The 24,881-nt window shown below is 73.0% G+C and carries 21 protein-coding genes; 5 read left to right on the top strand and 16 right to left on the bottom strand.

Going from position 1 to position 24,881, the window contains the following annotated elements; genetic code table 11:
• Positions 1-88 precede the first annotated feature (88 nt).
• The 3 genes from RM445_RS07045 to zwf all read right to left on the bottom strand — a co-directional run bounded on the left by RM445_RS07045 (position 89) and on the right by zwf (position 3,131).
• Positions 89-658: a YdeI/OmpD-associated family protein gene (locus tag RM445_RS07045; protein WP_311555273.1), complete on the bottom strand. Its 570-nt coding sequence runs from the start codon at positions 656-658 to the stop codon at positions 89-91.
• A gap of 102 nt (positions 659-760) precedes the next feature.
• Complete coding sequence (locus tag RM445_RS07040) at positions 761-1,630, bottom strand: endonuclease/exonuclease/phosphatase family protein (protein WP_311555271.1); 870 nt, start codon at positions 1,628-1,630, stop codon at positions 761-763.
• Positions 1,631-1,634: 4 nt separating this feature from the next.
• Positions 1,635-3,131: a glucose-6-phosphate dehydrogenase gene (gene zwf / locus RM445_RS07035; protein WP_311555270.1), complete on the bottom strand. Its 1,497-nt coding sequence runs from the start codon at positions 3,129-3,131 to the stop codon at positions 1,635-1,637.
• A gap of 186 nt (positions 3,132-3,317) precedes the next feature.
• Here zwf and RM445_RS07030 point away from each other — a divergent pair, with 186 nt between their 5' ends.
• Positions 3,318-3,986, top strand: coding sequence for an HAD family hydrolase (locus tag RM445_RS07030; RefSeq protein ID WP_311555269.1), 669 nt, complete (start codon positions 3,318-3,320; stop codon positions 3,984-3,986).
• Between the two features lie 48 nt (positions 3,987-4,034).
• On the top strand, positions 4,035-5,435 hold the full coding sequence (locus tag RM445_RS07025) for an FAD-dependent oxidoreductase (RefSeq protein ID WP_311555268.1): 1,401 nt from the start codon (positions 4,035-4,037) through the stop codon (positions 5,433-5,435).
• A 74-nt stretch (positions 5,436-5,509) separates the two neighbouring features.
• Here RM445_RS07025 and RM445_RS07020 read toward each other — a convergent pair whose 3' ends face one another.
• The 10 genes from RM445_RS07020 to RM445_RS06975 form a co-directional block, all read right to left on the bottom strand.
• On the bottom strand, positions 5,510-5,947 hold the full coding sequence (locus tag RM445_RS07020; protein WP_311555266.1) for a GlcG/HbpS family heme-binding protein: 438 nt from the start codon (positions 5,945-5,947) through the stop codon (positions 5,510-5,512).
• 28 nt (positions 5,948-5,975) lie between these two features.
• Positions 5,976-7,340 (bottom strand): NAD(P)/FAD-dependent oxidoreductase, encoded by a 1,365-nt coding sequence (locus RM445_RS07015; RefSeq protein ID WP_311555265.1) that lies wholly within the window; start codon positions 7,338-7,340, stop codon positions 5,976-5,978.
• A complete protein-coding gene (locus RM445_RS07010) occupies positions 7,340-7,885 on the bottom strand; it encodes a VOC family protein (protein WP_311555264.1) in 546 nt (181 codons plus the stop codon). Before RM445_RS07010 ends, RM445_RS07015 begins: the two co-directional genes overlap by 1 nt.
• Positions 7,886-7,901: 16 nt before the next feature.
• On the bottom strand, positions 7,902-8,729 hold the full coding sequence (locus RM445_RS07005) for a pirin family protein (protein ID WP_311555263.1): 828 nt from the start codon (positions 8,727-8,729) through the stop codon (positions 7,902-7,904).
• 61 nt (positions 8,730-8,790) lie between these two features.
• Positions 8,791-9,570 carry an IclR family transcriptional regulator gene (locus RM445_RS07000; protein ID WP_311555262.1) on the bottom strand — a complete coding sequence of 260 codons (780 nt, stop codon included), beginning with the start codon at positions 9,568-9,570 and terminating at the stop codon, positions 8,791-8,793.
• Positions 9,554-12,307 carry a pyruvate, phosphate dikinase gene (gene ppdK, locus RM445_RS06995; protein ID WP_311555261.1) on the bottom strand — a complete coding sequence of 918 codons (2,754 nt, stop codon included), beginning with the start codon at positions 12,305-12,307 and terminating at the stop codon, positions 9,554-9,556. The genes RM445_RS07000 and ppdK overlap by 17 nt, the downstream gene beginning before the upstream one ends.
• Before the next feature lie 150 nt (positions 12,308-12,457).
• Entirely contained in the window at positions 12,458-13,519 is a 1,062-nt protein-coding gene (dmpG, locus tag RM445_RS06990; protein ID WP_311555260.1) for a 4-hydroxy-2-oxovalerate aldolase, read from the bottom strand.
• Entirely contained in the window at positions 13,516-14,424 is a 909-nt protein-coding gene (locus tag RM445_RS06985; RefSeq protein ID WP_311555259.1) for an acetaldehyde dehydrogenase (acetylating), read from the bottom strand. Before RM445_RS06985 ends, dmpG begins: the two co-directional genes overlap by 4 nt.
• 112 nt (positions 14,425-14,536) lie before the next feature.
• Positions 14,537-17,887 carry a SpoIIE family protein phosphatase gene (locus tag RM445_RS06980; RefSeq protein ID WP_311555258.1) on the bottom strand — a complete coding sequence of 1,117 codons (3,351 nt, stop codon included), beginning with the start codon at positions 17,885-17,887 and terminating at the stop codon, positions 14,537-14,539.
• 55 nt (positions 17,888-17,942) lie between these two features.
• On the bottom strand, positions 17,943-19,148 hold the full coding sequence (locus tag RM445_RS06975) for a thiolase family protein (RefSeq protein ID WP_311555257.1): 1,206 nt from the start codon (positions 19,146-19,148) through the stop codon (positions 17,943-17,945).
• Between the two features lie 139 nt (positions 19,149-19,287).
• Between RM445_RS06975 and RM445_RS06970 the strand changes: the two genes are divergently transcribed.
• From RM445_RS06970 to RM445_RS06960, 3 genes are all read left to right on the top strand, one after another.
• A complete protein-coding gene (locus RM445_RS06970) occupies positions 19,288-19,875 on the top strand; it encodes a TetR/AcrR family transcriptional regulator (RefSeq protein ID WP_311555256.1) in 588 nt (195 codons plus the stop codon).
• Between the two features lie 74 nt (positions 19,876-19,949).
• A complete protein-coding gene (locus RM445_RS06965; RefSeq protein WP_311555255.1) occupies positions 19,950-21,203 on the top strand; it encodes an NAD(P)/FAD-dependent oxidoreductase in 1,254 nt (417 codons plus the stop codon).
• A 15-nt stretch (positions 21,204-21,218) separates the two neighbouring features.
• A complete protein-coding gene (locus tag RM445_RS06960) occupies positions 21,219-22,031 on the top strand; it encodes an alpha/beta fold hydrolase (RefSeq protein WP_311555254.1) in 813 nt (270 codons plus the stop codon).
• A 1-nt stretch (position 22,032) separates the two neighbouring features.
• Here the strand turns inward: RM445_RS06960 and RM445_RS06955 are convergent, their stop codons facing one another.
• The 3 genes from RM445_RS06955 to RM445_RS06945 form a co-directional block, all read right to left on the bottom strand.
• Positions 22,033-22,704: a hypothetical protein gene (locus tag RM445_RS06955; protein WP_311555252.1), complete on the bottom strand. Its 672-nt coding sequence runs from the start codon at positions 22,702-22,704 to the stop codon at positions 22,033-22,035.
• Between the two features lie 219 nt (positions 22,705-22,923).
• Positions 22,924-23,808: a dioxygenase family protein gene (locus RM445_RS06950; protein WP_311555250.1), complete on the bottom strand. Its 885-nt coding sequence runs from the start codon at positions 23,806-23,808 to the stop codon at positions 22,924-22,926.
• Between the two features lie 14 nt (positions 23,809-23,822).
• Positions 23,823-24,854, bottom strand: a complete 1,032-nt coding sequence (locus RM445_RS06945; RefSeq protein WP_311555249.1) for a uroporphyrinogen decarboxylase family protein — start codon at positions 24,852-24,854, stop codon at positions 23,823-23,825.
• Between the last annotated feature and the right edge of the window lie 27 nt (positions 24,855-24,881).

Raw genomic sequence — 24,881 nt, 5'->3', positions numbered from 1 at the left:
CACGATCAGCCGGGTTGATCGTCCGGCACGAACGGAGCGGACGATCACATCGGCGCCGTGCCGCGCGGCGCGCACGTCAGCGCGCGCGTCACCGCTCGTTCGCCCGCCGGCCCTCCGCCGCCTCCGCCGCCGTCTGCGCCACCCGCTTCTCCCGCGTCGCCGGCCGCTTCGCGGTGACGATCCACGTCAGCAGCGCGCGCCGGGCGCCCGGCGGGAACGCGTCCCAGTGCCGCCGCGCGTCCGGGAACGAGTCCAGCGCCGCCGCGAGATCGGGCGGCACCACCAGGTCCTCGACCCCGTCCAGCAGCGTCCACGAGCCGTCGTCCTGCGCCGCCTGCACCACCCGCCGGCCGGCCTCGGTCATCAGACCGTCGCGCTCCAGCGCCTCGAGGCGCTGCTTGTTCGACCGGGCCCAGCCACTCCCCCGTCGGCGCGGCGCGAAGTACATGCGGGAGCGCTCGGCGTCCACCGTTCCGGCCGTGCTGTCGATCCACCCGAACGCCAGCGCCTCGCAGACGGCGTCGTCGTAGCCCACGGCCGGGCGCCCGGTGTGCCGCTTCCACGACACCAGCCACACGCCGACGTCCGTGTCGTGGTGCGCGGCCAGCCAGTCGCGCCACTGCGCCCGCGTCTCGAGGTGCACCTCCTCGGCGTTCACAGCCGCCGACCCTCTCACACCTCACCAGCCGTGAGGTGGACGTCAGCGCGACCAAGCGGACGCGGAATCGCGCTCACGTTCACCTCACGACGCACCGCCGGGTCAGGCAGCGCCCGGCCCGACGAATACCGGCGCGCCGAGCTGCAGGTCCGCCACCACCGCGGCGTGGTCCGAGGGCCAGATCCCGTCCCGCGGCCGGTCGCCCACCACCCGCGCCGACTCCACGAGCGCCGCCCCGCCCGCCCGAGGCGTGCCGACCAGCACGTAGTCGATCCGCGCGTCCGGCTCGCCCGTGACCGCCGCGTGCGGGTTGCCGCGGCTCCAGGTGATCCCCCGGTCGTCCGGCGCGGCGTAGCGCCAGGCGTCGACGAGCAGGAGGTCCGGCACGGCCGGCTCGGTCAGGAAGCCCTCCATCAGCCGGACCTCGTCCGACTCCGGCACCGCGTTGAGATCCCCGGTGACCACAGGCGGCAGCCCGGCGTCCGGCGTGTGCGCGGCCACGAACTCCGCGATCCGCCGGACCTGCGCGCAGCGCAGGGCGGACCGCCCGGGGAAGGCGCTGAGCTGGGTGGTGAAGAACGGCAACCGGCCGGCCGGGGTGTCGAGTGCCGCGAGCAGCACCCGGCGCCCGTCGGGCGCTCCGGACGACGGCGCGGGCAGGTCGGCGTGCGCGACCCCCGCCACCGGCCACCGCGACAGCACGGCGTTGCCGAAGGCCGAAGCGTCGTCCAGTTTGCGCTGCCACCGCTCCGGCGCCGGCGAGGGCACCCACGCCCAGTGCATGCCGAGCCGCTTCGCGAGCAGCCCGGCCGCGTTGACCGAGTCCACCCCCGAGCCGCGCGCCCACACCTCCTGGAGCCCGACGACGTCCGGGGCCGCCTCGGCCAGCACCGCGGCGATCACCTCGAACCGCCGTGCCCAGTCGCCGAAGCGCCACCACAGGTTCCAGGTGACGACACGGCACGGCGTCACGGCGTCAGGACTTCTTCACGCGCCACGCCCGCTCGAACGGCAACCGCCAGGCGTTGGGCGCGATGAGCTGGTGGATCGCGTTCGGCCCCCAGCTGCCCTGCGGGTAGAACTTCACCGGCGGCGGGTCGTCGAGCAGCGGCGCCGCCCGCTCCCACAGCGACTCGATGCCGTCCGCCGTGGTGAACAGCGTGTGGTCGCCGCGCATAGCATCGAGGATGAGCCGCTCGTAGGCCTCGAGGACGTCGCCCGCCCGGTCCGTCTCCTGCGTGGAGAACTGCATCGACAGCTTCTCCAGGCGCATCCCCGGGCCCGGGCGCTTGCCGTAGAACGACAGCGACACCCGCGAGTCCTCCGCCAGGTCGAACGTCAGGTGGTCCGGCCCCTGCGCGCCGACCCCGGAGTTCGACGGGAACATCGTCCGCGGCGCCTCCTTGAAGGCGATGGAGATGATGCGCAGGCCCTCGGCGAGCCGCTTGCCGGTGCGGAGGTAGAACGGCACACCCGCCCAGCGCCAGTTGTCGAGGCCGACCTGCATGGCGATGAACGTCTCGGTGTCCGAGTCGCGGTTCACCCCCTCCTGCTCTCGGTAGCCGCCGTACTGCCCGCGGACCACCTTCCGCGGGTCGATCGGCAGCATCGAGCGGAAGACCTTGTTCTTCTCCTCGCTGATCGCCCGCGGCTCCAGGGCCGTCGGCGGCTCCATCGCGACGAAGGCCATCACCTGCATGAGGTGCGTGACCACCATGTCCTTGAACGCCCCGGTGGCCTCGTAGAAGCTCGCCCGCTGGTCGAGCCCGAGGGTCTCCGGGATGTCGATCTGGATGTGGTCGATGAAGTTGCGGTTCCAGATCGGCTCGAACAGCCCGTTCGCGAAGCGGAACGCGAGGATGTTCTGCGCCGCCTCCTTGCCGAGGAAGTGGTCGATCCGGAAGATCTGCGACTCGTCGAAGACCGAGTGCACGAAGTCGTTGAGCTTCACCGCGCTGGCGAGGTCGTGCCCGAAGGGCTTCTCCATCACCACCCGGGCGTGGTCGGCGAGGTCCGAGTCGCGCAGCATGGCGATCACGGCCTCGGCCGCTTTCGGCGGCACCGACAGGTAGTGCAGGCGGCAGCACGTCGGGCCCTGCAGGGCCTCCGCCTCCTTCACCGCCGACGCCAGTCCCTCCGGTCCCGCGCCCTGCGGCACGTAGGTCAGCCGCTCGGCGAACTGCTGCCACGCGGCGTCGTCCACCTTGTGCGTGCCGAAGCTCTCGACGGACCGGCGGGCGAGCGCGCGGAACTCGTCGGTGGTCAGGTCTTCCATCGCCGTGCCGACGACCCGGATCTCCGGTGCGAGGTCGGACGACGCGAGGTAGGCCATGCCGGGGATCAACTTGCGCTTGGCCAGGTCGCCGGTGGCGCCGAACAGCACGATGACGTGCGGGGCCAGCGGCGCGAGGTCGCGCGAGCGCGGGCTGGAATCGGGCGCCGGGTAGGCGATGGTCTGAGGGCGGTCGGCCACGCTCGCTCCTTCGACAGAATTGCGGTCGTCCCCGGGACGACGTTGTGGGCGAGGACCAGGTCGCACACTATCCATCGGACCCACCCCATGCCACGCGTACGCCTGCTCCCCGGTTTCCCGTCGCGCGACGGTGTGACGCACGCTGCGCGGGGAAAGCCCGACCGGACCCCGACGGAAGGTGACCCGATGCCCGACCTGCGCCCCGGCGTGCTGTTCGACGTCGACGGCACTCTGCTCGACACGAACTACCTGCACGTGCTCGCGTGGTGGCAGGCGTTCCGGGACGCCGGGCACGACCCGGTGGCGATGGACCGCATCCACCACGCCATCGGCATCCCGAGCGAAGGTCTCGTCCGCCACCTCGTCGGTACGGACGACGACGCCGCCGTCGAGGCGCACAGCCGCCGCTACGAGCCCCTGCAGGAGAACGTCGAGCCCTACCCACGGACGGCGGACCTGCTGCGCGCATGCGCCGAACGCGGCCTCGCCGTCGTCCTGGCGACGAGCGGCAAGGCCGCCGACCTCGACTGGATGCAGCCCGCGATCGGCGCGGAGGACGCCGTCACCGGGGCGACGACGTCGGAGGACGTCGACGAGGGCAAGCCCGAACCCGACCTGCTCACCACCGCGATGCGCGACCACGGCCTCGACCCGGAGCGGACGGTGGCGGTCGGCGACACCGTGTGGGACGTCGAGGCCGCGCGCAAGGCCGGCATCCCGTGCATCGCGCTGACGTGCGGCGGCATCGGCGGCGGTGAGCTCTCCGACGCGGGCGCCGACGCCGTCTACGACGACCCCGCAGACCTGCTCGACCACCTCCGCGACTCCCCGCTGGGACGGATGACCACGCGCTGAACCCGCCACCCCGCGCGGGGTGGGCGCCGCAGCCACTACCGTCCGGCCATGGGTGCGCAGCGGCTGGTGGTCATCGGGGGCGACGCAGCAGGGATGAGCGCGGCGAGCCAGGCGCGCAAGCGCCGCGGCCCGGACGAGCTGACGATCGTGGCGTTCGAGCGCGGGCGGTACACCTCGTACTCGGCCTGCGGGATCCCCTACTGGATCAGCGGCGCGGTCGAGGACATGGACAAGCTCGTCTCCCGCACGCCGGAGAAGCACCGGGACAACGGGATCGACATGCGCACACGCACCGAGGTGATCGCGATCGACGTGGCGGCGCGCACGGTCCGCGCGCGCGACCTGGACGGCGGCCGGGAGTACGACGAGCCCTACGACGACCTCGTCTACGCCACGGGCAGCGTCCCGGCACGCCCGCCGGTCCCGGGGATCGACGCGGCCGGGGTGTACGGCGTGCAGACCCTCGACGACGGCGCCGCACTGCGCGCCGAGCTGGACGGCGGCCACGTCCAGCATGTCGTGATCATCGGGGGCGGCTACATCGGGCTGGAGGTGGCCGAGGCCTGCCAGGTGCGCGGCCTGGACGTCACCGTCGTCGACCGTTCCGCCACCCCCGTGGGCACCTTCGACCCCGACGTCGGGGAGTTCATCGCGGACGCCGTGCGCAACATGGGGGTCAAACTCGTCATGTCCGACGGGGTCGCCGAGATCGAGACCGGCGCGGACGGCCAGGCGGTGGCGGTGCACACCGCGTCCGGCAGGCGGCTGCCTGCGGACCTGGTCGTGCTGGGACTCGGCGTGCGGCCGAACGTCGCGCTCGCCCGCGAGGCCGGGATCCCGCTCGGCCCGTCCGGGGGCATCGCGGTCGACCACCGGATGCGCACCCAGGCCGAGGGGGTGTGGGCGGCGGGCGACTGCGTCGAGTCGATCCACCGCCTCTCGGGCCAGCGCGTCGTGGTCGCGCTCGGCACGCACGCGAACAAGCAGGGCCGGGTCGCGGGTATCAACCTCGGCGGCGGCTACGCCACGTTCCCCGGCGTGATCGGCACGGCCATCACCAAGGTCTGCGATCTCGAGGTGGCGCGCACCGGCCTGTCGGAGAGGGAGGCCGACGAGGCGGGCTACCGCTTCGTCACGGCCGTGGTCGACTCGACGACCAAGGCGGGCTACTTTCCCGGCGCCGCGCAGATCCGGCTCAAGCTGATCGCCGAGCAGCGGACGGGCCGGCTGCTCGGCGCCCAGATCGTCGGGCGCGAGGACGCCGCGAAGCGGATCGACGTGCTGGCGACGGCGATCTGGAACGAGATGGACGTCGACGAGGTGCTCTCGCTGGACCTCTCGTACGCCCCGCCGTTCTCCCCGGTGTGGGACCCGGTGCTGATCGCCGCGCGCAAGGCGTTCGACGCCGTGGACGCCGAGGCGCGCTCCCCCGACGATCAACCCGGCTGATCGTGCGGGCGCTATCACGCTCTGTGGACGCCGGATACCTGCCGCACGATCAGCTCAGCTGATCGTGCGGGCGCTCAGCCCTCGGCGCCGGTGACGGGGACGAGGCCGGCCGCCTGGATCCCGGCGACCGCGGCCGCCTCGTCGTTCAGCGACGCGTCGCCCGTGACGCCGACGGCCCCGAGCAGCGCGCCCGCGGAGTCGCGGACGAACACGCCACCCGGCACCGAGAGGATCTTCCCGCCGGCCAGTGCCGCGACCGAGGTGAAGAACTCCGGGGAGTCGGCGGCGCGGGCGGCGATCGCGCGGTTCGTCATGCCGAGGGCCAGCACGCCGTAGGCCTTGGCGACGGCGAGGTCCGGGCGGAGATTGCCCGAGCCGTCCTGCCGGGCCAGCGCGACGACGGCGCCGCCCGGGTCGAGCACAGCGACGGTCAGCGGGTTGAAGCCCTGTTCCGTGCCGTGGGCCAGCGCGGCGGCGACGACGGTCTGGGCCTGCTCCAGAGAGATGGTCATGACCGGGCACTCTGGCAGAGCCCGCGCGTCAGTGCCGACCGGACACCGCGTCCGCGATCCGGGCCAGCGGCGACGTCGTCGGCCGGCCGCGCTGCTCGGCCCGGTCCGCCGCCCGGTAGGCCGTGTACAGCCCGCGCACCCCCAGCCAGCGCAACGGTTCGGGCTCCCAGCGCCGCACCCGGTGGCCGACCCACGGCAGCGCGGTCAGTTCCGTCGACCGGTAGAGGATCAGGTCGGTGAGCGTGCGGCCCGCCAGGTTCGCCGCCGCCACACCGGTACCGACGTATCCGCCTGCCCACGCGAGGCCCGTCGCGGGGTCGAGCCCGACGGTCGCCGTCCAGTCGCGCGGCACCCCGAGCACCCCGGAGCAGGCCCGTTCGACCTCGACGTCGCCGGCGGCCGGGAACAGCCGCCGCAGCGCCGCATTCAGCGCGGACACGGTGGCTGCCGGCGTTGCGCCGTGGTGGTCGAGCCGGGAGCCGAACCGGTACGGCACGCCGCGCCCGCCGAGGGCGATCCGGTCGTCGGCGGTGCGCTGGGCGTAGACGTAGGCGTGCGCGGCGTCACCGAGCACCTCCCGGCCCGCCCAGCCGATCTCCGCCCACGCCGCCGCGGGCAGCGGCGCGGTGACGACCAGGGACGAGTTCATCGGGAGCCACGTCCGCCGCTCCCCGGGCAGCCGCGCGGTGAACCCCTCCGTCGCCCGCACGACGAACTTCGCGGTCACGGTGCCGCGGTCGGTCTCGACGAGGCCGGGCGTGAGCGCGGTCACCCTGGTGTCCTCGAGGATCTGCACCCCCCGGGCCTCCACGGCCCGGGCGAGCCCGGCCACGAGACGCGCCGGTTGGACCCGGGCCGCGTGCGGTTGCCAGGCGGCGCCACGCAGCCCGGGCACCGCGACACGGGAACGGGCCCGGTCGGCGTCGAGGAGCTCGACGTCCGTGTCGCCCCAGCGCTGCTCCGCCACGACCGCCGCCGCCAGGCGCTCCCACTGGGCGGCGTTGGTCGCCACGGTCAGCTCACCGCCCCGGGCGACGTCCGCGTCGATGCCCTCCGCCGCGGCCACCCTGAGCACCTCGTCGACGGTGTCGTTCAGAGCCAGTTGCAGGCGGCGGGCGGCGTCGGCGCCGTGGCTGCGCACGTACCGGTCGCGACCGCCGGTGATCGAGTTGGTCAGCCAGCCGCCGTTGCGCCCCGAGGCGCCGTAGCCGGCGAACCGCTGCTCGACCACCACGACGCGCCACTGCGGCGCCGCGCGGGCGAGGTAGTAGGCCGTCCAGAGCCCGGTGTAGCCCGCCCCGACGATGCAGACGTCCGCGGACGTCGGACCCAGCAGTGGCGGGCGCGCCGCATCGCGGTCGACGCCGTCCCACCAGAACGAGACCTCGGGCACTACGTCGTCGGCTTGCCGTACATCTCGCCGAGCTCGTCGTAGAGGAACTCGATGCGGGCCCCGTCGGGATCCGTCGTGTAGATCGACGAGCCGGAGTGGATCACGTACTCGATCTTCCGCTCGTCCAGCCTGCCCCGGATCTCGTGCCACTGCTGCTCGGGCACCGAGATGGCCAGGTGGTGCAGCCCGCCCAGTACCTCCGCGTACGGCCCGGGCTCGACGCCCGGCAGGTCGAAGAACGCCAGGCAGTTGCCGTTCCCGACGTCGAAGAAGAAGTGGGTCGACCCCGCCAGGTCGCGGTTCTCGAACAGCACCGTCACCGGGAACCCGGCGACGTTCTGGTACCACTCCACCGTCGTCTCGACGTCCCGCGAGATCAGGGCGACGTGGTGGACGCCGCGCCCGGTGGTCGGTGGGCGGTGCTCTCGGGAGAACAGGTACTCCGCCCGGATCCGGTCGCGCGCGGTCGTGAGGGCCTGCCGCTGCTCCTCGCTGATCAGCGACGCCTTGTCGGGACGGGTGTAGGCGTCCTCTTCAGTGGTCATCGTCGACGCTCCTCTCTCACGCGGCCGCGAGGGTCGCGTGCATCTCCCAGACCAGGATCTCGGCCTTGGGATCCGGCGCGGGGCGGCCGACCCGCACGGAGTGCGGGGTGGACGCGTCGTGGTCGGATCGGTTACTGGCGGTGACGCGCTGGCCGCCGGTCGCGGTGAACCGGACCGCGTCGCCCCGGCTCAGTGCACCTGCGCCCTCCAGGGTCACCTCGCCCCGCGCGACGAACAGGTGCAGGAACGGCGCCTCGGGCAGTGTCACCGACTGCCCGGGTTCGAGCCGCGCCGCGTGCAGCGTCGCGTGCCGGTTCTTGATCCGGACGGCGCTGTCGCCGTGCCGGGCCATGCCCGAGGCGACGGGCACGAGCCCGCCCGCCAGGAGGTCGGCGTCGACCTCGCGCTGGGCGTAGCCGGGCTCGATCCCGGCTTCGTCGGGCACCACCCACATCTGCACGAAGTGCACGGGGTCGGTGTGCCGTGCAGCATCGGATCCGCCCTGCAATCGCCACGAATCGTTCTTCTCGGAGTGCAGGATCCCGGTGCCCGCGCTCATCCGCTGCGCCAGGCCCGGATAGATGACGCCGGCGTGGCCGGTGGAGTCCTGGTGCACCAGCGACCCGCGCAGCACCCAGGTGACGATCTCCATGTCGCGGTGCGGGTGCGTGTCGAACCCGGTGCCGGGCGCCACGACGTCGTCGTTGTTCACCAGCAGCAGCCCGTGGTGGGTGTTGTCGGGGTCGTAGTGGCCGCCGAACGAGAACGAGTGGTGCGAGTCCAGCCACGGGATGCGGGTGGCGAAACGGTCGGCCGCGCGGCGGACGTCGATCGATGCCGTCATGCCCCACCTCCATGCGTCCGGCGCACGGGAACACTAGCGCCGTGGCGGTCGGTCGCGCCCGTCAGTCACGCCGCCCGCGCAGCACCCGCGACACCCCCAGCGCCGCGGTCCGCACCGCCGGCGCCAGCCGGTCCGGGTCGAGCCGGTTGACCCAGCCCGTGATGGAGATGGCGGCCACCGCCGCCCCGTCGACGTCCAGCACCGGCGCCGCGACACAGGTGACCCCGGCGCCCGACTCCTCCCGCTCCAGCGCCACGCCCGACTCGCGGATCGCCACCAGTTCGGCGTTCAGCCGGCCCGGCGTGATGATCGTGCGCGGGGCGATCCGGGTCAGCCCGGCGTCGAGCACCGCGGCGAGCCGCTCCGACGGTCCGAACGCGAGCAGCGCCTTGCCCACGCCGGTGCAGTGCATCGGCATCCGCCCGCCGACCCGCGACGGGACGCGCGGGCCCCGGCGCCCGTCGAGCTTCTGCACGTAGACCACCTCGACGCCGTCGGGCACCGCGAGGTGCACGGTCTCGTGGGTGGCCTCGAACAGGTCGGTGAGGAACGGTGCCGCCGCCTCGAGCAGTCCGCGTTGGCGGGGCACGAGCTGCCCGAGCTCGAACAGCCGCATCCCCAGCCGGATGCCGGTCGGCGTCCGCTCGATCACGTCCCACCCGTCGAGCTCGGCGAGCAGGCGGTGGGCCGTGGGCTTCGCGATCCCGGTGCGGCGGTGCAGCTCGGCGAGCGTCAGCTCGGCGTCGCCGGGCCGGAACGCTGTCAGGAGGGTGAGCACCCTCCCGACGACGCTCTGCGGCAGAACGTTCCGGGGCCCGTCCGGATCAGCGGCTGTCGGCACCCGCCCCGCCTTCAGCCAACTGATCCACCAGAGCCACGCGGCCCGCTTCGAGCCGGGCGACCGGGATGCGGAAGGGCGAGCACGACACGTAGTCCAGGCCGACCTTGTGGAAGAAGTGCACCGAGTCCGGGTCGCCGCCGTGTTCGCCGCAGACCCCGACCTTGAGGTCCGGCCGCGTGGCCCGCCCGCGTTCGGTGCCGATCTTGACCAGCTCACCGACGCCCTCGACGTCCAGGGTCTCGAACGGCGAGACCCCGAAGATGCCCATCTCCAGGTAGGTGGAGAAGAACGCGGCCTCCACGTCGTCACGGGAGAACCCCCACGTGGTCTGGGTGAGGTCGTTGGTGCCGAAGGAGAAGAACTCGGCGGCCTCGGCGATCTGCCCGGCGGTCATCGCCGCACGCGGCAGCTCGATCATCGTCCCGATCAGGGCCGGGAAATCGACCCCGGTCTGCTCGGCGACCTCGGCGAGGACCTTCAGGCTGTCCGCGCGGATGATCTCCAGCTCCTGCACGGACCCGACGAGCGGGATCATGATCTCCGGCTGCGGGTCGCGGCCCATCTTGATCAGCTGGGCGGTGGCCTCGGCGATCGCCCGGACCTGCAGGTCGAACAGACCCGGGACGACCAGCCCCAACCGGACGCCGCGCAGGCCGAGCATCGGGTTCTGCTCGTGCAGCGAGTGCACGGCCTGCATCAGCCGCAGGTCGTTCTCGTTGGCCTCGCCCCGCGACTCCGCCAGCGCCACCCGCACCGACAGCTCGGTGATGTTCGGCAGGAACTCGTGCAGCGGCGGGTCCAGCAGCCGGATCGTGGTCGGCAGCCCGTCCATCGCCGTCAGGATCTGCAGGAAGTCCCAGCGCTGCAACGGAAGCAGGGCGTCGAGCGCCTGGGCGCGCGCCTCGTCGTCCTCGGCCAGGATCAGCCGCTCGACGTGCTGACGCCGCTCCCCCAGGAACATGTGCTCGGTGCGGCACAGCCCGATGCCCTCGCCGCCGAACCGGCGCGCCCGCTCGGCGTCCGCCACCGTGTCGGCGTTCGCCCGCACCCGCAGCCGCCGTACCTCGTCGGCGCGGGCCATCACCCGGTCCACGGCCCGGACGAGGTCGTCGGCCTCCGCGGCGTCGGCGTCCAGCGCGCCCTCGAAGTACTCGACCACCGGCGGCGCCATCACCGGCACCTCGCCCGCGTACACCAGCCCGCTCGACCCGTCGACCGAGATCACGTCGCCCTCGTCGATCACCGTGCCGTCCGGGGCGGTCAACCGGCGCCGCTTGGTGTCGACGTTCAGCTCCTCCGCACCGCACACGCAGGTCTTGCCCATCCCCCGGGCGACGACCGCCGCGTGGCTGGTCTTGCCCCCGCGCGAGGTGAGGATGCCCTCGGCGGCGATCATCCCGTTCAGGTCGTCCGGGTTGGTCTCGCGCCGCACGAGGATGACCTTCTCCCCGGAGCGGCTCCACTTCACCGCCGTGTAGGAGTCGAACACCGCCTTGCCCACGGCCGCGCCCGGCGAGGCCGACATGCCGCGGCCGAGCACCTGCGCCTTCTCCCCCGCCGACCCCGGCGAGGTGTCGAACCGGGGGAACATCAGCTGCACCAGTTGGGCGCCCGAGACGCGCCGCACCGCCTCGTCGGCGTCGATCAGCCCCTCGTCCACCAGCTGGGTCGCGATCCGGAACGCCGCCGCCGCGGTCCGCTTGCCCACCCGCGTCTGCAGCATCCAGAGCGTGCCGCGCTCGATGGTGAACTCGATGTCGCACAGGTCGCGGTAGTGCCCCTCCAGCAGGGCCATGATCCGCAGCAGCTCGTCGTAGGAGACCTTGTCGATCTCCTCGAGCTGCGCCAGCGGCACCGTGTTGCGGATCCCCGCCACCACGTCCTCACCCTGGGCGTTCTGCAGGTAGTCGCCGTACACGCCCTGCGCGCCGGTGGCGGGGTCGCGGGTGAAGCACACCCCGGTGCCGGAGTCGGGCCCCGTGTTGCCGAAGACCATCGCCACCACGTTCACCGCGGTGCCCAGCTCGTTCGGGATCCGCTCCTGGCGCCGGTAGAGCACCGCGCGGTCGGAGTTCCACGACGAGAACACCGCGTCGATGGCCGCTGCCAGCTGCTCCCGCGGGTCCTGCGGGAAGTCGCTGCCGGTGTGCTCGCGCACGATCTCCCGGAACGCTCCCACCAGCTCCTCGAGGTCGGCGGCGTCCAGATCCAGGTCGCCGTGGACGCCCTTGCGCTCCTTCAGCTCCTCCAACGCGTGCTCGAACCGCTCGCCGTCGATGTGCTGCACGGTCTTGCCGAACATCTGGATCAGCCGCCGGTAGGAGTCCCACGCGAACCGCGGGTTGTCCGACTGCGCCGCCAGGCCGTGCACCGACGCGTCGTTCAGCCCGATGTTCAGGACCGTCTCCATCATCCCGGGCATCGAGAACTTCGCTCCGGAGCGCACCGACACCAGCAGCGGGTCGTCGGGGTCGCCCAGCTTCTTCCCCCGGGTCTCCTCCAGGGTCGCGAGGTGGGCGGCGACCTGGTCGTCCAACCCGGCAGGGACCGTCCCCGCCTCCAGGTACGCCCGGCACGCCCCGGTCGAGATCGTGAAGCCGGGCGGCACCGGCAGCCCGAGCCTCACCATCTCGGCCAGGTTCGCGCCCTTCCCGCCGAGCAGGTCCTTCTGGTCCTTGTCCCCCTCGGAGAAGTCGAAGACGTACTTCGTGGTCTGCGCTGGGTCCGTCGTAGTCATCGGGGTCGCTCCTCGCTCCGCGCGGCGGAGGCGCGCAAGGGTCTGGGGTGGCCGGCCGGGATCGTCGGACCGGTTCGTGCAGGTCGGATCAGTGTGACGGCCGAGCGCCGTGCTGAATCGGTGCGGGAGACGTGGATCTCCGCCCGCGGGTCAGCTCGCCGTGCGCTCGGCCGCCAGCTCGAGGGCGACGTCGATGATCATGTCTTCCTGGCCGCCGACCAGACCGCGCTCGCCGCAGCGGGCGAGGATCTCGTGGGCGGGAACCTTGTAGCGGTCGGCCGCGCGCTCGGCGTGCAGCAGGAAGCTCGAGTACACCCCGGCCCAGCCCTGCACGATCGCGTTGCGGTCCATCTTCGGCCAGCGCTGCAGGTAGGGCCGCACGACCTCCTCGGCGGCGGTGAGCAGGCCGAGCACGTCGACGCCCGTCGAGATGCCCATCCGGTCGAACACCGCACCCAGCACCTCGGTCGGCGAATTGCCCGAGCCGGCGCCCAGCGCGCACAGCGAGCCGTCGATGCACCGCACCCCGGACTCGTACGCGATCACCGAGTTCGCGATGCCCAGGCTCATGTTCTGGTGGCCGTGGTAGCCGACCCACGCCTCGGCAGTGTCGTCCGAGCCGACCTCGGCGACCAGCGCCTCGAACCGCGCCCGGGCCTCGTGCATGAGGAGCGCCCCGGCGGAGTCGGTGACGTACGGGCACTGGCACCCCGCGTCGACCATGATCCGGGCCTGCCGAGCCAGCTCCTCGGGCGTGGTCCGGTGGCTCATCATGAGGAAGCCCGCGGTCTCCATGCCCAGCTCGCGGGCGACGGCGAAGTGCTGCGGCGAGACGTCGGCCTCGGTGCAGTGGGTGGCGACGCGGACCATCGTCGCACCCGCGTCGTGCGCGCGGCGCAGGTCGTCGGCGGTGCCGATGCCGGGCACCAGGAGCACCGCGATCTTGGCCCGCTTCGCCTCCTCGGCGGCGGCGGCGATCAGCGTCATCTCGTCGGTGCGGGAGAAGCCGTAGGTGAACGACGAGCCGCCGATCCCGTCGCCGTGCGCGACCTCGATGACCTCGACGCCGGCGGCGTCGAGCGCGCGGACGGTGTCACGCACCTGGTCCTCGGTGAACCGGTGCGCCATGGCGTGGCTGCCGTCGCGCAGGGTGGTGTCGGTGATGCGGACGTCCCAGTTCAATCCAGGACGGGTGAGCTGCGGCCGGCTCATGCGCGTGCCCCTTCCGTGTGCAGGGCCATCAGCTCACCCACGCGGGCGGCGGCGGCCGTCATGATGTCGAGGTTCCCGGCGTACGGCGGCAGGAAGTCGCCGTTGCCCTTGACCTCGAGGAACACGCCGACGCGGGCCCACGGGATTCCGGCTGGGCCGCCCCAGTCGTCGTTCGGGTCGTCGAACTGCGGTTCGGCCCGCATCGCGTAGCCCGGGACGTACTCGCGGACGGCGTCGACCATCTCGTACACCGACGCCCGGATCCTGTCGTGGTCGGCGTCGGGGCCGATCGCGCAGAACACCGTGTCCCGCATGATCATCGGCGGGTCGACGGGGTTGAGGACGATGATCGCCTTCCCCCGGTCGGCGCCGCCGACCTCGGCGACGGCCTTCCCCGTGGTGTGGGTGAACTCGTCGATGTTGGCGCGGGTACCGGGGCCGGCGGAGCGCGACGCGATCGAGGCGACGATCTCCGCGTAGGGCACCGGCGTCACGCGCGAGACCGCGTGCACGATCGGGATCGTCGCCTGCCCCCCGCAGGTGATCATGGAAACGTTGAGGTCGTCGAGGTGCGCCGCGCCGTTGACCGGCGGGCAGACCATCGGTCCGAGGTGCGCGGGCGTGAGGTCGACGGCCCGGACGCCGGCCTCGGCGTACCGCGGGGCGTTGGCCCGGTGCGCGGCGGCGGAGGTGGCCTCGAAGACGATGTCGGGAAGTGGGTCCTGGCGCAGCAGCCAGTCGACGCCCTCGGCGGACGCGGTGATCCCGCCGCGGCGGGCTCGCGCCAGCCCCTCGGACTCCACGACCCCCACCATGTACGCGACGTCGATGGCGCTGCTCTGCTCGAGCTTGGCGAGCAGGTCGGTGCCGATGTTCCCGGGCCCGACGATGGCGGCGATGCTCATGCGGTCGAGAGTGACGGGCGCCGCACCACCTGCGGAAGCACACCGTTCCGCTCACCGAAACGCGCGCGACTTGACCGATTCCGCCCCGGACGAGTGGGCCGTTCGTCGGAATCTATCCGACGAGAGTGCCGCTCGTCGGGGACGACGACGGGTCGTCCGCAGGCACCACCCCCGCCAGGCCGGTCAGCGCGCACACCCGCGCCGGCGCCGACCCCGGCGCCACGACGATCGACAGCGCCGGACCCGCCAGCGCCGCCGCCTCGGCGAGCAACGCCACCCCGGCGCTGCTCAGGTAGCGCACGCCGGTCAGGTCGACGACGCACGGCACGGGCGCGCCCGCCGCGGCCAACAGCGCCGGACCGATCGCCTCGCGGCCCGCGAGGTCGACGTCGCCGGTGACGACGAGCCGGCCGCCCTCGGTCCGCACCGCCGCCGGATGCTCCGCAGTTCGTGTCGCACCCCAACGAGCCGCCGGGACGGGCAGCACGTCCACGCCGGGTGCCGGCAGCCGGAACCGCACGAGAGTCCCGTCCGGACCTCGGCCGATCTCGAGGTCCTCGACGAGGGCATCGATGACGCGGAGCCCGTGGCCGCGGTGGCCGTTGTCGTCGGGCACCGGACGCCAGGCGCCGTGGTCGCGCACGGACACGGCGATGTCGCCGTCCGCGCACCGCTCGACGGTGTACTCGAACTCCCCGTCTTCGCCTTCCGGGTAGGCGTGCTCCGCCGCGTTCGCCGCCGCCTCGCCGAGGGCCAGCTCCAGGTCCTCGGCGAGCTCCGCGGGCAGGCCCGCGGCGGCCTCCCAGACGGCGACCGCGCGACGCAGGACCCGCATGCTCTCGCCGCGGGCGGGCAGCCGGCCCGCCAGCGGTGCCGGGATCGCGCGCACCACGAGCAGCGCGACGTCGTCGGCCGGCCCCGCATCGCCGAGCGTCGCGTCGGCCAGCGCCGCCACCAGTGCGGCAGGGCCCAGCTCCGCCAGGCCACGGGCGGCCGCCGCCAGCCGGTCCAGGCCCGCGTCGAGGAGCTCGTCGCGGCGCTCCACCAGGCCGTCGGTGTAGAGCACGATCGACGAGCCCGGCGCGACCTCGGTGCTGCCCTCGACGTAGGGCAGCCGGCCGCGCACGCCGAGGACGGCCCCGGTGCCGCCGGAGTCGGGCCCGCCCACGAAGCGGGTGCCCGAGTCGTCGAGCAGCAGCACCGGCGGATGCCCGGCGAGGGCCCAGCGCAACGCTCCGGTGGACCAGTCGTAGAGCAGGCACGCGCAGGTGCTGCCCGCGGAGCCGGCCACGCGGGTGGCGAACCGGTCCAGCCGCTCGAGCGCGAGCGCGGGCTGGCACCCGTCGAGCAGCTGCGCCGCCAGCACGGCGCGCAGCTGGCCCATCACGGCCGCGGCGGGCGGCCCGTGCCCGACGACATCGCCCACGACCAGCGCGACGACCGTCTCGCCGACCTGCAGCATGTCGTACCAGTCGCCGCCGGACAGCGCGTGCTCCGCCGCCGGTGTGTACCGGGCCGCGCCCGCGAGCCGGGCCAGCGGCGGCAGCCGCGCGGGGAGCAGGCTGCGCTGCAGGACGTCCGCGACCTCGTGCTCGGCCTGGTGCAGCCGGGCCCGGTCAAGTGCCTGCGCGCACTGGCTCGCGGCGGTGAGCATCGCCGCGTACCCGTCGTCGCCCAGGTCGGGCAGGCCGTCGGGGAACCACATGCCGACGGCGCCGATCGCCCGGTCCGACAACGGCAACGGCACGACGACCGGGTCGCCGGCCCCGGGCGTCCACGCCGGCTCGCACGTCCGGACGGCCCGCGCGAGCGGATGGTCGTCGGCGGCCGCCGACGGCAACGCGCCGTACGTACCCCGGGCCCCGACGAGCTCCAACCGGCCACCCTGGTGCAGGACGACCACGGCACCGGCCGCGCCAAGGGTCTCGGCCCGCCCGAGGACGAGGTCGACGACGTCGTCCGGGCGGGTCGCGCCCGAGAGCCTGGCGACGAGACGGCCGAACTCCTCGGCCGAGCGACGGGCCCGGCGCTCCACGGCGAGCAGCCCCGCACGGTGCAGGGCCTGGGCGCACTGGTCGGCGAGGGTCGTTGCGGTCGCGCGCTCCGCCGCTCCGGGCGTGCGCGACGCGGTGAAGGTCGCGACCGCGACCCCGAGACAGGTCCCGGCCACCATGAGCGGCAGGCACGCGAGGCCGGTGTAGCCGTGCTCCTCCAACGAGTTCTGCTGTGCCGGGTACCGGTCGCCCCAGTCGGCGTCGTCGGCGAGCCACACCTGCTCCCCGCGGCACACGGCGTCCGTCGCGGGGTTGCCGGCATCGAGCGGCATGTGCTGCCAGCGTTCCTGTGTTCCCTTCGGCCAGTTCTCCAGCCCTAGACCGACCAGCGCACCGTCGCGCAGCTCCCACGCCGCGACCGACTCCACGTCGAGCAGCTGCCGCAGCTGCGCGACCATGATCGCGCCGACCTGCGCAGGCGTCGCGGCCGCCGACAGCGCCGCGGTGGCGTCCTGCAGCAGCCGCAGCCGGTGGTTGGCCCGCCGCTCACGTTCCAGCAGCTCCTCGCGCTCGGCCTCGGCGCGGCGGCGCGCGGTGATGTCGCGGCCGATGGCCTGCATCCGACCGGGCCCGGCGGAGCGCATGCTGAGTTCGAGCGCCACCCAACTGCCGTCGCGCCGGCGCAGGTCCCACACCTCGGTCCGCGAACCCCCCGCGCGCAGTGCCGCCCACAGCGCCGCCAGCCGGGGCAGCTCCGCCGGGTGGACGATGTCGCCGATGCGTAGGTCGAGGTCGCCATCGCCGGAGTACCCAAGCATGTCGCGGGCCGCCGGGTTCGCGGTGAGGACGCGGCCGTCGTCGTCGGTGAGCCAGATGCCGTCGCTGGCCCGCTCGACCAGCAGCCGGTAGCGCTCCTCGTTCTCCCGCAGCGCGTTGAGGGCATGCACGCGCTGGAGCGACTCCCAGCAGCGGTTGACCACCGTGAGCAGCAGCGCGATCTCGGCGTCCGTCCACCTCCGCGGCGTCGCGTGGTGCACCGCCATCGCGGCGACGAACCGGCCTGCCTTGTGCAGGGGCACACAGACCACGGCGGTGATCCCGGTGTGGCGGTAGATCTCCCGCTGGTCGGGTAGTACGCGCTCGTCGTGGAAGGCGTCCGCGACGACGTACGGCTCGCCCGCCCGCATGCACCGCAGGGTCTCGGCGCTGAAGTCCGACATCGCCATCCGCCCGGTGAGCGGGGGGAGGCCGCGGGCGTAGCTGCCGGTCATCGTGAAGTGGTTCTCGTCGGCCTCGGCCTCGGCGTAGGCGCACCGGTCGCAGGCGAGCCGCTCGCCGACCAGGTGGGCCACCGTGGCCATGATCGCGGCGGGATCGTCGAGGGGCTGCACCGCGCGTTCCAGCCCGGCGAGGAAGAGCTCCCGGTCGGCGGCCGCGGTCGCCGGGACGTCGCGCTCACCGGCGTTCACCCCACCGGTAGCATCCGGTGGGGTGAACGACGGCCCGGTGTGGTCAGGAGGGTGGTTACGAGACCCGCTCCACCACCGCGGCGATGCCCATGCCCCCGCCGATGCAGAGGGTCACGAGCCCGTAGCGGGCCTGCCGACGCTCCAGCTCGTGCAGGGTCTTGACCGTCAGGACCGCGCCGGTCGCGCCGATCGGGTGGCCCAGCGCGACGGCTCCGCCGACCGGGTTCATCTTCTCGTCGGGCACCTTCAGCTCGCGCTGCACCGCGAGGGCGACCGACGCGAACGCCTCGTTGGCCTCGACCACGTCGATGTCCTCGATGGTCAGCCCGGCCTTCTCCAGGGCCTTGAGCGACGCCGGGACCATGCCGATCCCCATGTACGCCGGGTCCACACCACTCACGGCCGCCGACACGAGCCGCCCGGCCACCGGCAGCCCGAGCTCCTCGGCCTTCGCCTTGCTGGCCACCAGCATCAGCGCCGCACCGTCGTTGACGCCGCTGGCGTTCCCCGCGGTGACCAGGCCGTCCTTCTTGAACACCGGACGCAGCCGGCCCAGCCCCTCCGCCGTCGCGTCGGCCCTCACGTGCTCGTCGGTTGTGAAGTCGACGGTCTGCTTCTTCGACTTGATCTGCACCGGCACGACCTGGCCGGAGAAGACCTCCTCGTCGTGCGCCTTCGCCGCGAGCTGGTGGCTGCGCGCGGCGTAGGCGTCGCAGTCCTCGCGGGTGATGCCGTAGCGCTCGGCGACGTTCTCGGCGGTCAGGCCCATGTGGTAGTCGTTGAACACGTCCCACAGGCCGTCGTAGACCATGTGGTCGAGAATCTTCGCGTCCGGCATCCCCATCCGGTAGCCGTAGCGGCCCTTGGGCATGAGGAACGGCGCCTGGTCCATGTTCTCGATGCCGCCGGCGAGCACCACGTCCGCCTCACCGAGCGCGATCTCCTGCCCGGCGTTGACGAGCGCCTGCAGCCCCGAGCCACACATCCGGTTCAGCGTGATGCCGGGCGCCGCGACCGGCACACCGCTCTTCACCCCTACCTGTCGACCCGGGTTCATGCCCTGCCCCGCCGACAGGACGTTGCCGACGATCACCTGGTCGACCCGCTCGGGGTCGATCCCCGAGCGCTCGAGGACCGCCTTGCCCACCGTGGCGCCGAGATCGGCCGCCAGCACGTCCTTCAGCGAACCGCCGAACGTCCCGATCGCCGTACGCAGCGGGGTGGAGATCACGATGTCCACGTCACTCGTGCCGAAACCCATGTCACACCACTCCTTCGTTGCACCGATGCACTCGGGTACCCCGATCGTGCCCAGGCGTGCCTCCACGGGTCAATGGTTTCGGACCGACCGTTCCGATACGTTGGCCACACCCGACGGGCCGCAGCAGGAGGTGATGGCCGTGCCCCGGAGACCGACGACCGGTGCCCGCGAACGCATCCTCGACGCCGCGGGCTCGCTGTTCTACGCGCGCGGTGTGCGCGCGGTCGGGATGAACGAGGTCGTCGAGGCGGCCGGATGCGGAAAGAACCTGCTCTACGCACAGTTCCCGAGCAAGGTCGCCCTGGTCGCGGCCTACCTCGAGCGGTTCCGGGCCCGTCGCGAGGCGACCGCGGACGCGGTGCTGCGCGGCCACGACGGCGACCCGGCGGCCCAGCTCGTCGCCCTGACCGCCGAGGTGGCCCGGCGGGCCGCCGCGCCAGGCTTCCGCGGCTGCGCCATGCGCAACTACCTCGTGGAGTTCCCGGACGCCGACGACGCCGCGAGCCGGGTCGCCCGGAGCTACCTGCGCGACTCCCGCGCCGCGGTGGCGGCCCTCGTCGACCACCTCGGAGTGACCGACGCCGTCGGGGTGGCGGAGCGGATCTGGCTGGTCGTCGAAGGCCTGTACGCCAGCGCGACCCGGCCCACCGAGGGGGCGAACGCGCGGACGGCGGTGGCGCTCGTCAAGGAGATCATCGCGTGCGCGCCCCGCAGGAATCCGACATAGATACGTAGTTCTCCCCGATGTGCCCGGCCCGGCCTCGGCGCGACCCTGTCGGACGACGACGAGGGAGGGCTTCTGTGGACAAGCGCGCCGATGTCACCGTGGACGTCGCCATCGTGGGAGGAGGGATCGCCGGGGCGGCGCTCGCCACCGTGCTGGCTCGCGACGGCTACGAGGTACTCCTCCTGGAACGCCAGACGAGCTACCGCGACAAGGTCCGCGGGGAGATCCTCGTCTGTTGGGGCGTGGCGGAGATGCTCGCACTCGACCTCGAGAAGCCGTTCCTCGATGCCGGCGGGCACTACGTCACGCGCGCCGTGATGTACGACGAGGTGATCGACCCGTCGACCGCCGAGGCGAACGCGGTCCCGCTGGACCGTCTGCTGCCCGGGATTCCCGGGCCCCTGGACGTCGGGCATCCGCAGGCGTGCGAGGCGCTGGCCCGCGCTGCCGCCGAGGCCGGGGCGACCGTGCTGCGCGGGGTCGGCGACATCGAGGTCGTCCCCGGGACGCCGGCAACGCTGCGGTACGAGCTCGACGACCTGGTGACGACCGTGTCCGCCGGGCTCGTGGTCGGCGCCGACGGACGTACCTCTAGCGTGCGCCGCCAACTCGGGCTCACCCTGCACGAGACGAGGCCTCGCACCATGGCCGGCGGCATGCTCGTTGACGGCCTCGACGGGTGGCCCGCGGACCAGATGTCGCTGGGCACCGAGGACGACCTCTACCACCTTGTGTTCCCCCGGGCACACGGCCGAGTCCGCCTCTACCTGCTGCACGACATCACGCAGCGCGGCCGGTTCGCCGGGGCGGACCGGCAGGCGACGTTCCTCGACGCGTTCCGGCTCCGCCGCTGCCTGCCCGACACGGAGATCTTCCGGGCGGCCCGCCCGGCCGGCCCGTGCGCGTTCTACCCGATGAACGACACCTGGACCGACGGCCCGTGCGCGCCCGGTGTGGTGCTGGTCGGCGACGCCGCGGGCTGGAACGACCCGATCATCGGGCAGGGCCTGTCGATCGCGCTGCGCGACGTGCGGATGGTGGCCGACGTCGTCCGGGCCGGCCCGGACCGCGCGGTCGAGGCCTTCGCCCACTACGTGCAGGAGCGGCGCGAGCGGATGCGGCGGTTGCGGGTCGCGGCCGAGGTCCAGACGGCACTCGTCGCCACCTTCACCCCGGCCGGAGCGGCCCGCCGGAAGGCGTTCAACGCGGCCTTCCGCACCGATCCCGTGCTGGGCGGCCCGCGTATGGCGGCGCAGCTGGGACCGGACAACGTCCCCGCGGAGGCGTTCGGGCCGGAGAATGTCGCCCGCATCCTCGCGATGGGCTGAACCGAAGGACACACGATGCCCGTCGCCGCCAACGGCCTGTCGTTCCACGTCGTCGACGAGGGCTCCGGGCCACCCGTCCTGCTGCTGCACGGATTCCCGGACTCGTCCGCGTTGTGGCGCCACCAGATCCCGGCGCTCGTCGACGCCGGACACCGCGTGATCGCGCCCGACCTGCGCGGATTCGGTGCGAGCGACCGGCCCGAGGGCGTCGCGGAGTACGCGATGCCGACCCTGGTGAGCGACGTGGTCGGGATCCTCGACACGCTCGGCGTCGAGCGGGCGGACGTCGTCGGGCACGACTGGGGCGCGGGTGTCGGCTGGGCGCTGGCGACGATGGTGCCGCAGCGGGTGCAGCGCTACGCCGCCCTGTCGGTCGGGCGTCCCGCGACCTACTTCGCGGAGATGCGGCAGCGTGAGATGTCGTGGTACATCCTGCTGTTCCTGTTCGACGGCGTGGCCGAGGAGGAACTGCCGCGCGACGACTGGGCCGTCCTGCGCAGTTGGCTCCGGGGTGCAGTGGACATCGAGCGCTACGTCGCGGACCTCTCCCGGCCGGGGGCCCTGACCGCGGCGCTCAACTACTACCGCGCCAACATCACGCCCCACGCCGTCGCCGGCCGTCCGGGCCCGCCCCTCCCCCCGGTCACCTGCCCCGTGCTGGGTGTCTGGTCGGATGGCGACGTCGGCTGCGGCGAAGCGCAGATGCTCGCTTCGGAGCAGTCCGTGACGGGACCGTGGCGGTACCACCGGATCACGGACGCCGGACACTGGATCCCCCTGGACGCCCCGGACGAACTCTCGACACTCCTGGTCGAGTTCCTGCGCTGACTCAGCGCGTAGTGGGGACCGCGGTCACCGACGCCGGCGAGGTCGCTGAGGTCGGCGCCGTCGGCGTGGCCGGCGACGTCGACACCGTGGTGTTCACCGACCGCGACGAGGCCGCCGCCGGCCCGGTGCCGGTCGCCGTCAACGTGATCTTGTGGTCGGTGCCGTCGCAGGGCACGGCGATGTTGCCCGTGCCGGTGGTCGGGAAGCCGGCGGCGGCCGGCAGCGGCTGCCCGTCGACCGAGAAGTTGACCGCCTGCGCGTTCTGCGTCACCCAGGCCGCCGCCACCTCGGCGGTGCCGCCCGGGCAGGTCACGTCTTCGAGCATGCTGAACCGCGTGATCAACGGCGCGCCCACCGGCGGCGGCGCGTTGAAGGTGTTGACCTGGCGCGACACCGACGCCCGCCCGCTCGTTCCCGCGGCGACGAGGGCGACCTCGTGCTCCTTGCCGTCGCAGGGCACGAGGACGTTCCCGGTGCCGCTGACCGCGTAGCCGGCCCCGGCCGTGACCGGCGCCCCGTCGACCTGGAACTCCACCGACTGCGCGTTGCGCGTCGACCACGCCATCGGCACCGCCGACGTCGTGCCGGAGCAGGTGACGTCCGGGATCACCGAGAAGCTGGTGACCACGGTCTCGGTGCTCGTGGCCGGGGCCGCGGTGGGCGAGGCGGTCACCGTCACGGTGCCGGGCGAGGTCGACGCCGGAGTGGTCCCGCTCGGCGTGGCCGGGGCGCAGCCGGCCAGGAGAAAGGCACCTGCCGCGATGAGTAGGACAGCAGCTGATCGGGCAGCTGATCGGACTCCGCCCATGGCGCCCCTCCCGGATCGCGCCGGCGACCCCGGCGAGATGATCAGCCAACCAGCACGGTAAAGGCCGGTCAATACGCCGGTCGCTCAGGCACCCGTCGCCGGCTCCGGCTGCAGCACGAAGTCGTACACCGCCAGCAGCCACGGCACCTCCGACGTGCCGCCGTCCGGGGTCGGGCCCGGCTCGCGGTGCTCGAACTCGACCACCAGCTCCGCCTTGGTGCCGAACACGACGTCGCTGTCGAGGTACTCCGCGCCCTTCTGGAACAGGTGGGTGATCAGCGGCTCGTAGCCGGGGACGTTGAGCAGGAAGTGGACGTGCGCCGGGCGGAAGTGGCTGATGGCGGTCTGTGAGATCAGCTCGCCGACCGGGCCGTCCATCGGGATGCTGTAGCCGAGCGGAGCGATCGTCCGGACGCAGTAGGTCCCGTCCGACTTCGACGAGTACTTCGCGCGCAGCCGCGCCTCGTCGGCCCCCACTACATCGTCCAGCTGCGCCTCGTACGCGCCGTCCGTGTCGGCCTGCCACACGTCGAGCACGGCGTCACCGACGGCCTTGCCGTCGAGGTCGCGGACCGTGCCGGTCACGAAGAGCGGGGTTCCGGCCAGGCCCTCGGACATGTCGGCGCCGTACTCCAGCTCGGGCGAGCCCTCGATGTGGAAGGGGCCCAGCACCGTCGCGGGGGTGGCGCCCTTGTCGAGACGGTGGTTCATCTGGACGACGAGCATCGACAGGCCCAGGACGTCTGACGCGAGGATGAACTCCTCGCGCTTGTCGTCGCTGATCTGCCCGGTGCGCTTGAGCCACTGGATCGCGGCCATCCACTCGGGCTCGGTGAGCCGCACCTCGCGCGCGAAGTCGTGCAGGTGCCGCACCAGCGCCTGCATGATCTCCGCGAGCCGCGGGTCGTGGGCGGTGCCCCAGCGCGCCGCGGCGAGGTCGGTGATGTTCTCCTCGGTGACCAGCTGCATCTCGGCTCCTCCTCCTACGACAGCTCGGCGCGCAGCAATGCTGCTGCTCCGGCCATGGATCGCATCTTGCCCTCCGCCGACGCGCGCGGCAGGTACTTCAGCCCGCAGTCCGGTGCGACGACGAGACGCTCGGCCGGGCGGTACGGGTACGCCCGCCGCACCCGCGCCGCGACGACCTCCGCGGCCTCCACCTCGGACGTCGACAGGTCGAGCACGCCGAGGATGATCGTCTTGTCGGACAGGTCGGCGAGCACGCCGAGGTCCAGCCCCGACTGCGCGGTCTCGATCGAGATCTGGTCGGCCGGGCAGCCGGCGAGCTCAGGCAGGAACGAGTAGCCGGCCGGGCGCTCGTGGATGATCGCCGCGTAGCCGAAGCACAGGTGGACGGCGGTCGTGCCCTCGACGCCGTCCAGCGCGGCATTCAGCGCGGCGAGCCCGTAGGCGCGGGCGGCGTCCGGCCGGGCCTGCAGGTACGGCTCGTCGATCTGGACGACGTCCGCTCCCGCCGCGAACAGGTCCTTGATCTCCGAGTTCACGGCGGCGGCGTAGCCCATCGCGGCCGACTCGAGGTCCGGGTAGTGGTCGTTCTGGGCCTGCTGGCTCATCGTGAACGGTCCGGGCACGGTCATCTTCACCGGCCGCTCGGTGTGGCTGCGGAGGAACTCGAGGTCGCGGACCTGCACCGGATGCGGCCGGTGGATCGGGCCGACGATGCGGGGCACCGGGTTGGGGTGGCCGGAACGGTCGAGTGCGGTGCCCGGGTTGTCGACATCGACGCCCTCGAGCGCGGTGGCGAAGTGGTTGGAGTAGCTCTCGCGCCGGATCTCGCCATCCGTGATCAGGTCGAGCCCGGCGCGCTCCTGGGCGCGGATCGCGACCTGGGTGGCGTCGTCCTGGGCCTGGGCGAGCAGCGCCGGCTCCACCCGCCACAGCTCCTTCGCCCGCACCCGGGGCGGGAAGCGGCCGGCGAGCTTCGCGCGGTCGATCAGCCAGTCGGGCTGGGCGTAGCTGCCGACCAGCGAGGTCGGGAGGACGGGGAGCGACACTGCGCGCCTCCTCTGCTCGGTGTCTCC

Source organism: Pseudonocardia charpentierae (assembly GCF_031845345.1).
In the GTDB taxonomy this organism is placed as follows: Bacteria; Actinomycetota; Actinomycetes; order Mycobacteriales; family Pseudonocardiaceae; genus Pseudonocardia; species Pseudonocardia charpentierae.
The sequence above is the reverse complement of the archived record's forward strand: the minus strand, read 5'-3'. Positions and strand labels throughout refer to the sequence as shown.

What these genes read in the sequence shown, in the direction of transcription:
- RM445_RS06960 (WP_311555254.1), top strand. Translation starts at nt 21,219, where the DNA reads ATGCCCGTCGCCGCCAACGGCCTGTCGTTCCACGTCGTCGACGAGGGC.
- RM445_RS06975 (WP_311555257.1), bottom strand. Translation starts at nt 19,148, where the DNA reads ATGGGTTTCGGCACGAGTGACGTGGACATCGTGATCTCCACCCCGCTG.
- RM445_RS07030 (WP_311555269.1), top strand. Translation starts at nt 3,318, where the DNA reads ATGCCCGACCTGCGCCCCGGCGTGCTGTTCGACGTCGACGGCACTCTG.
- RM445_RS07020 (WP_311555266.1), bottom strand. Translation starts at nt 5,947, where the DNA reads ATGACCATCTCTCTGGAGCAGGCCCAGACCGTCGTCGCCGCCGCGCTG.
- RM445_RS07025 (WP_311555268.1), top strand. Translation starts at nt 4,035, where the DNA reads ATGGGTGCGCAGCGGCTGGTGGTCATCGGGGGCGACGCAGCAGGGATG.
- RM445_RS07005 (WP_311555263.1), bottom strand. Translation starts at nt 8,729, where the DNA reads ATGACGGCATCGATCGACGTCCGCCGCGCGGCCGACCGTTTCGCCACC.
- dmpG (WP_311555260.1), bottom strand. Translation starts at nt 13,519, where the DNA reads ATGAGCCGGCCGCAGCTCACCCGTCCTGGATTGAACTGGGACGTCCGC.
- RM445_RS06950 (WP_311555250.1), bottom strand. Translation starts at nt 23,808, where the DNA reads ATGCAGCTGGTCACCGAGGAGAACATCACCGACCTCGCCGCGGCGCGC.
- ppdK (WP_311555261.1), bottom strand. Translation starts at nt 12,307, where the DNA reads ATGACTACGACGGACCCAGCGCAGACCACGAAGTACGTCTTCGACTTC.
- RM445_RS06985 (WP_311555259.1), bottom strand. Translation starts at nt 14,424, where the DNA reads ATGAGCATCGCCGCCATCGTCGGGCCCGGGAACATCGGCACCGACCTG.
- RM445_RS07010 (WP_311555264.1), bottom strand. Translation starts at nt 7,885, where the DNA reads ATGACCACTGAAGAGGACGCCTACACCCGTCCCGACAAGGCGTCGCTG.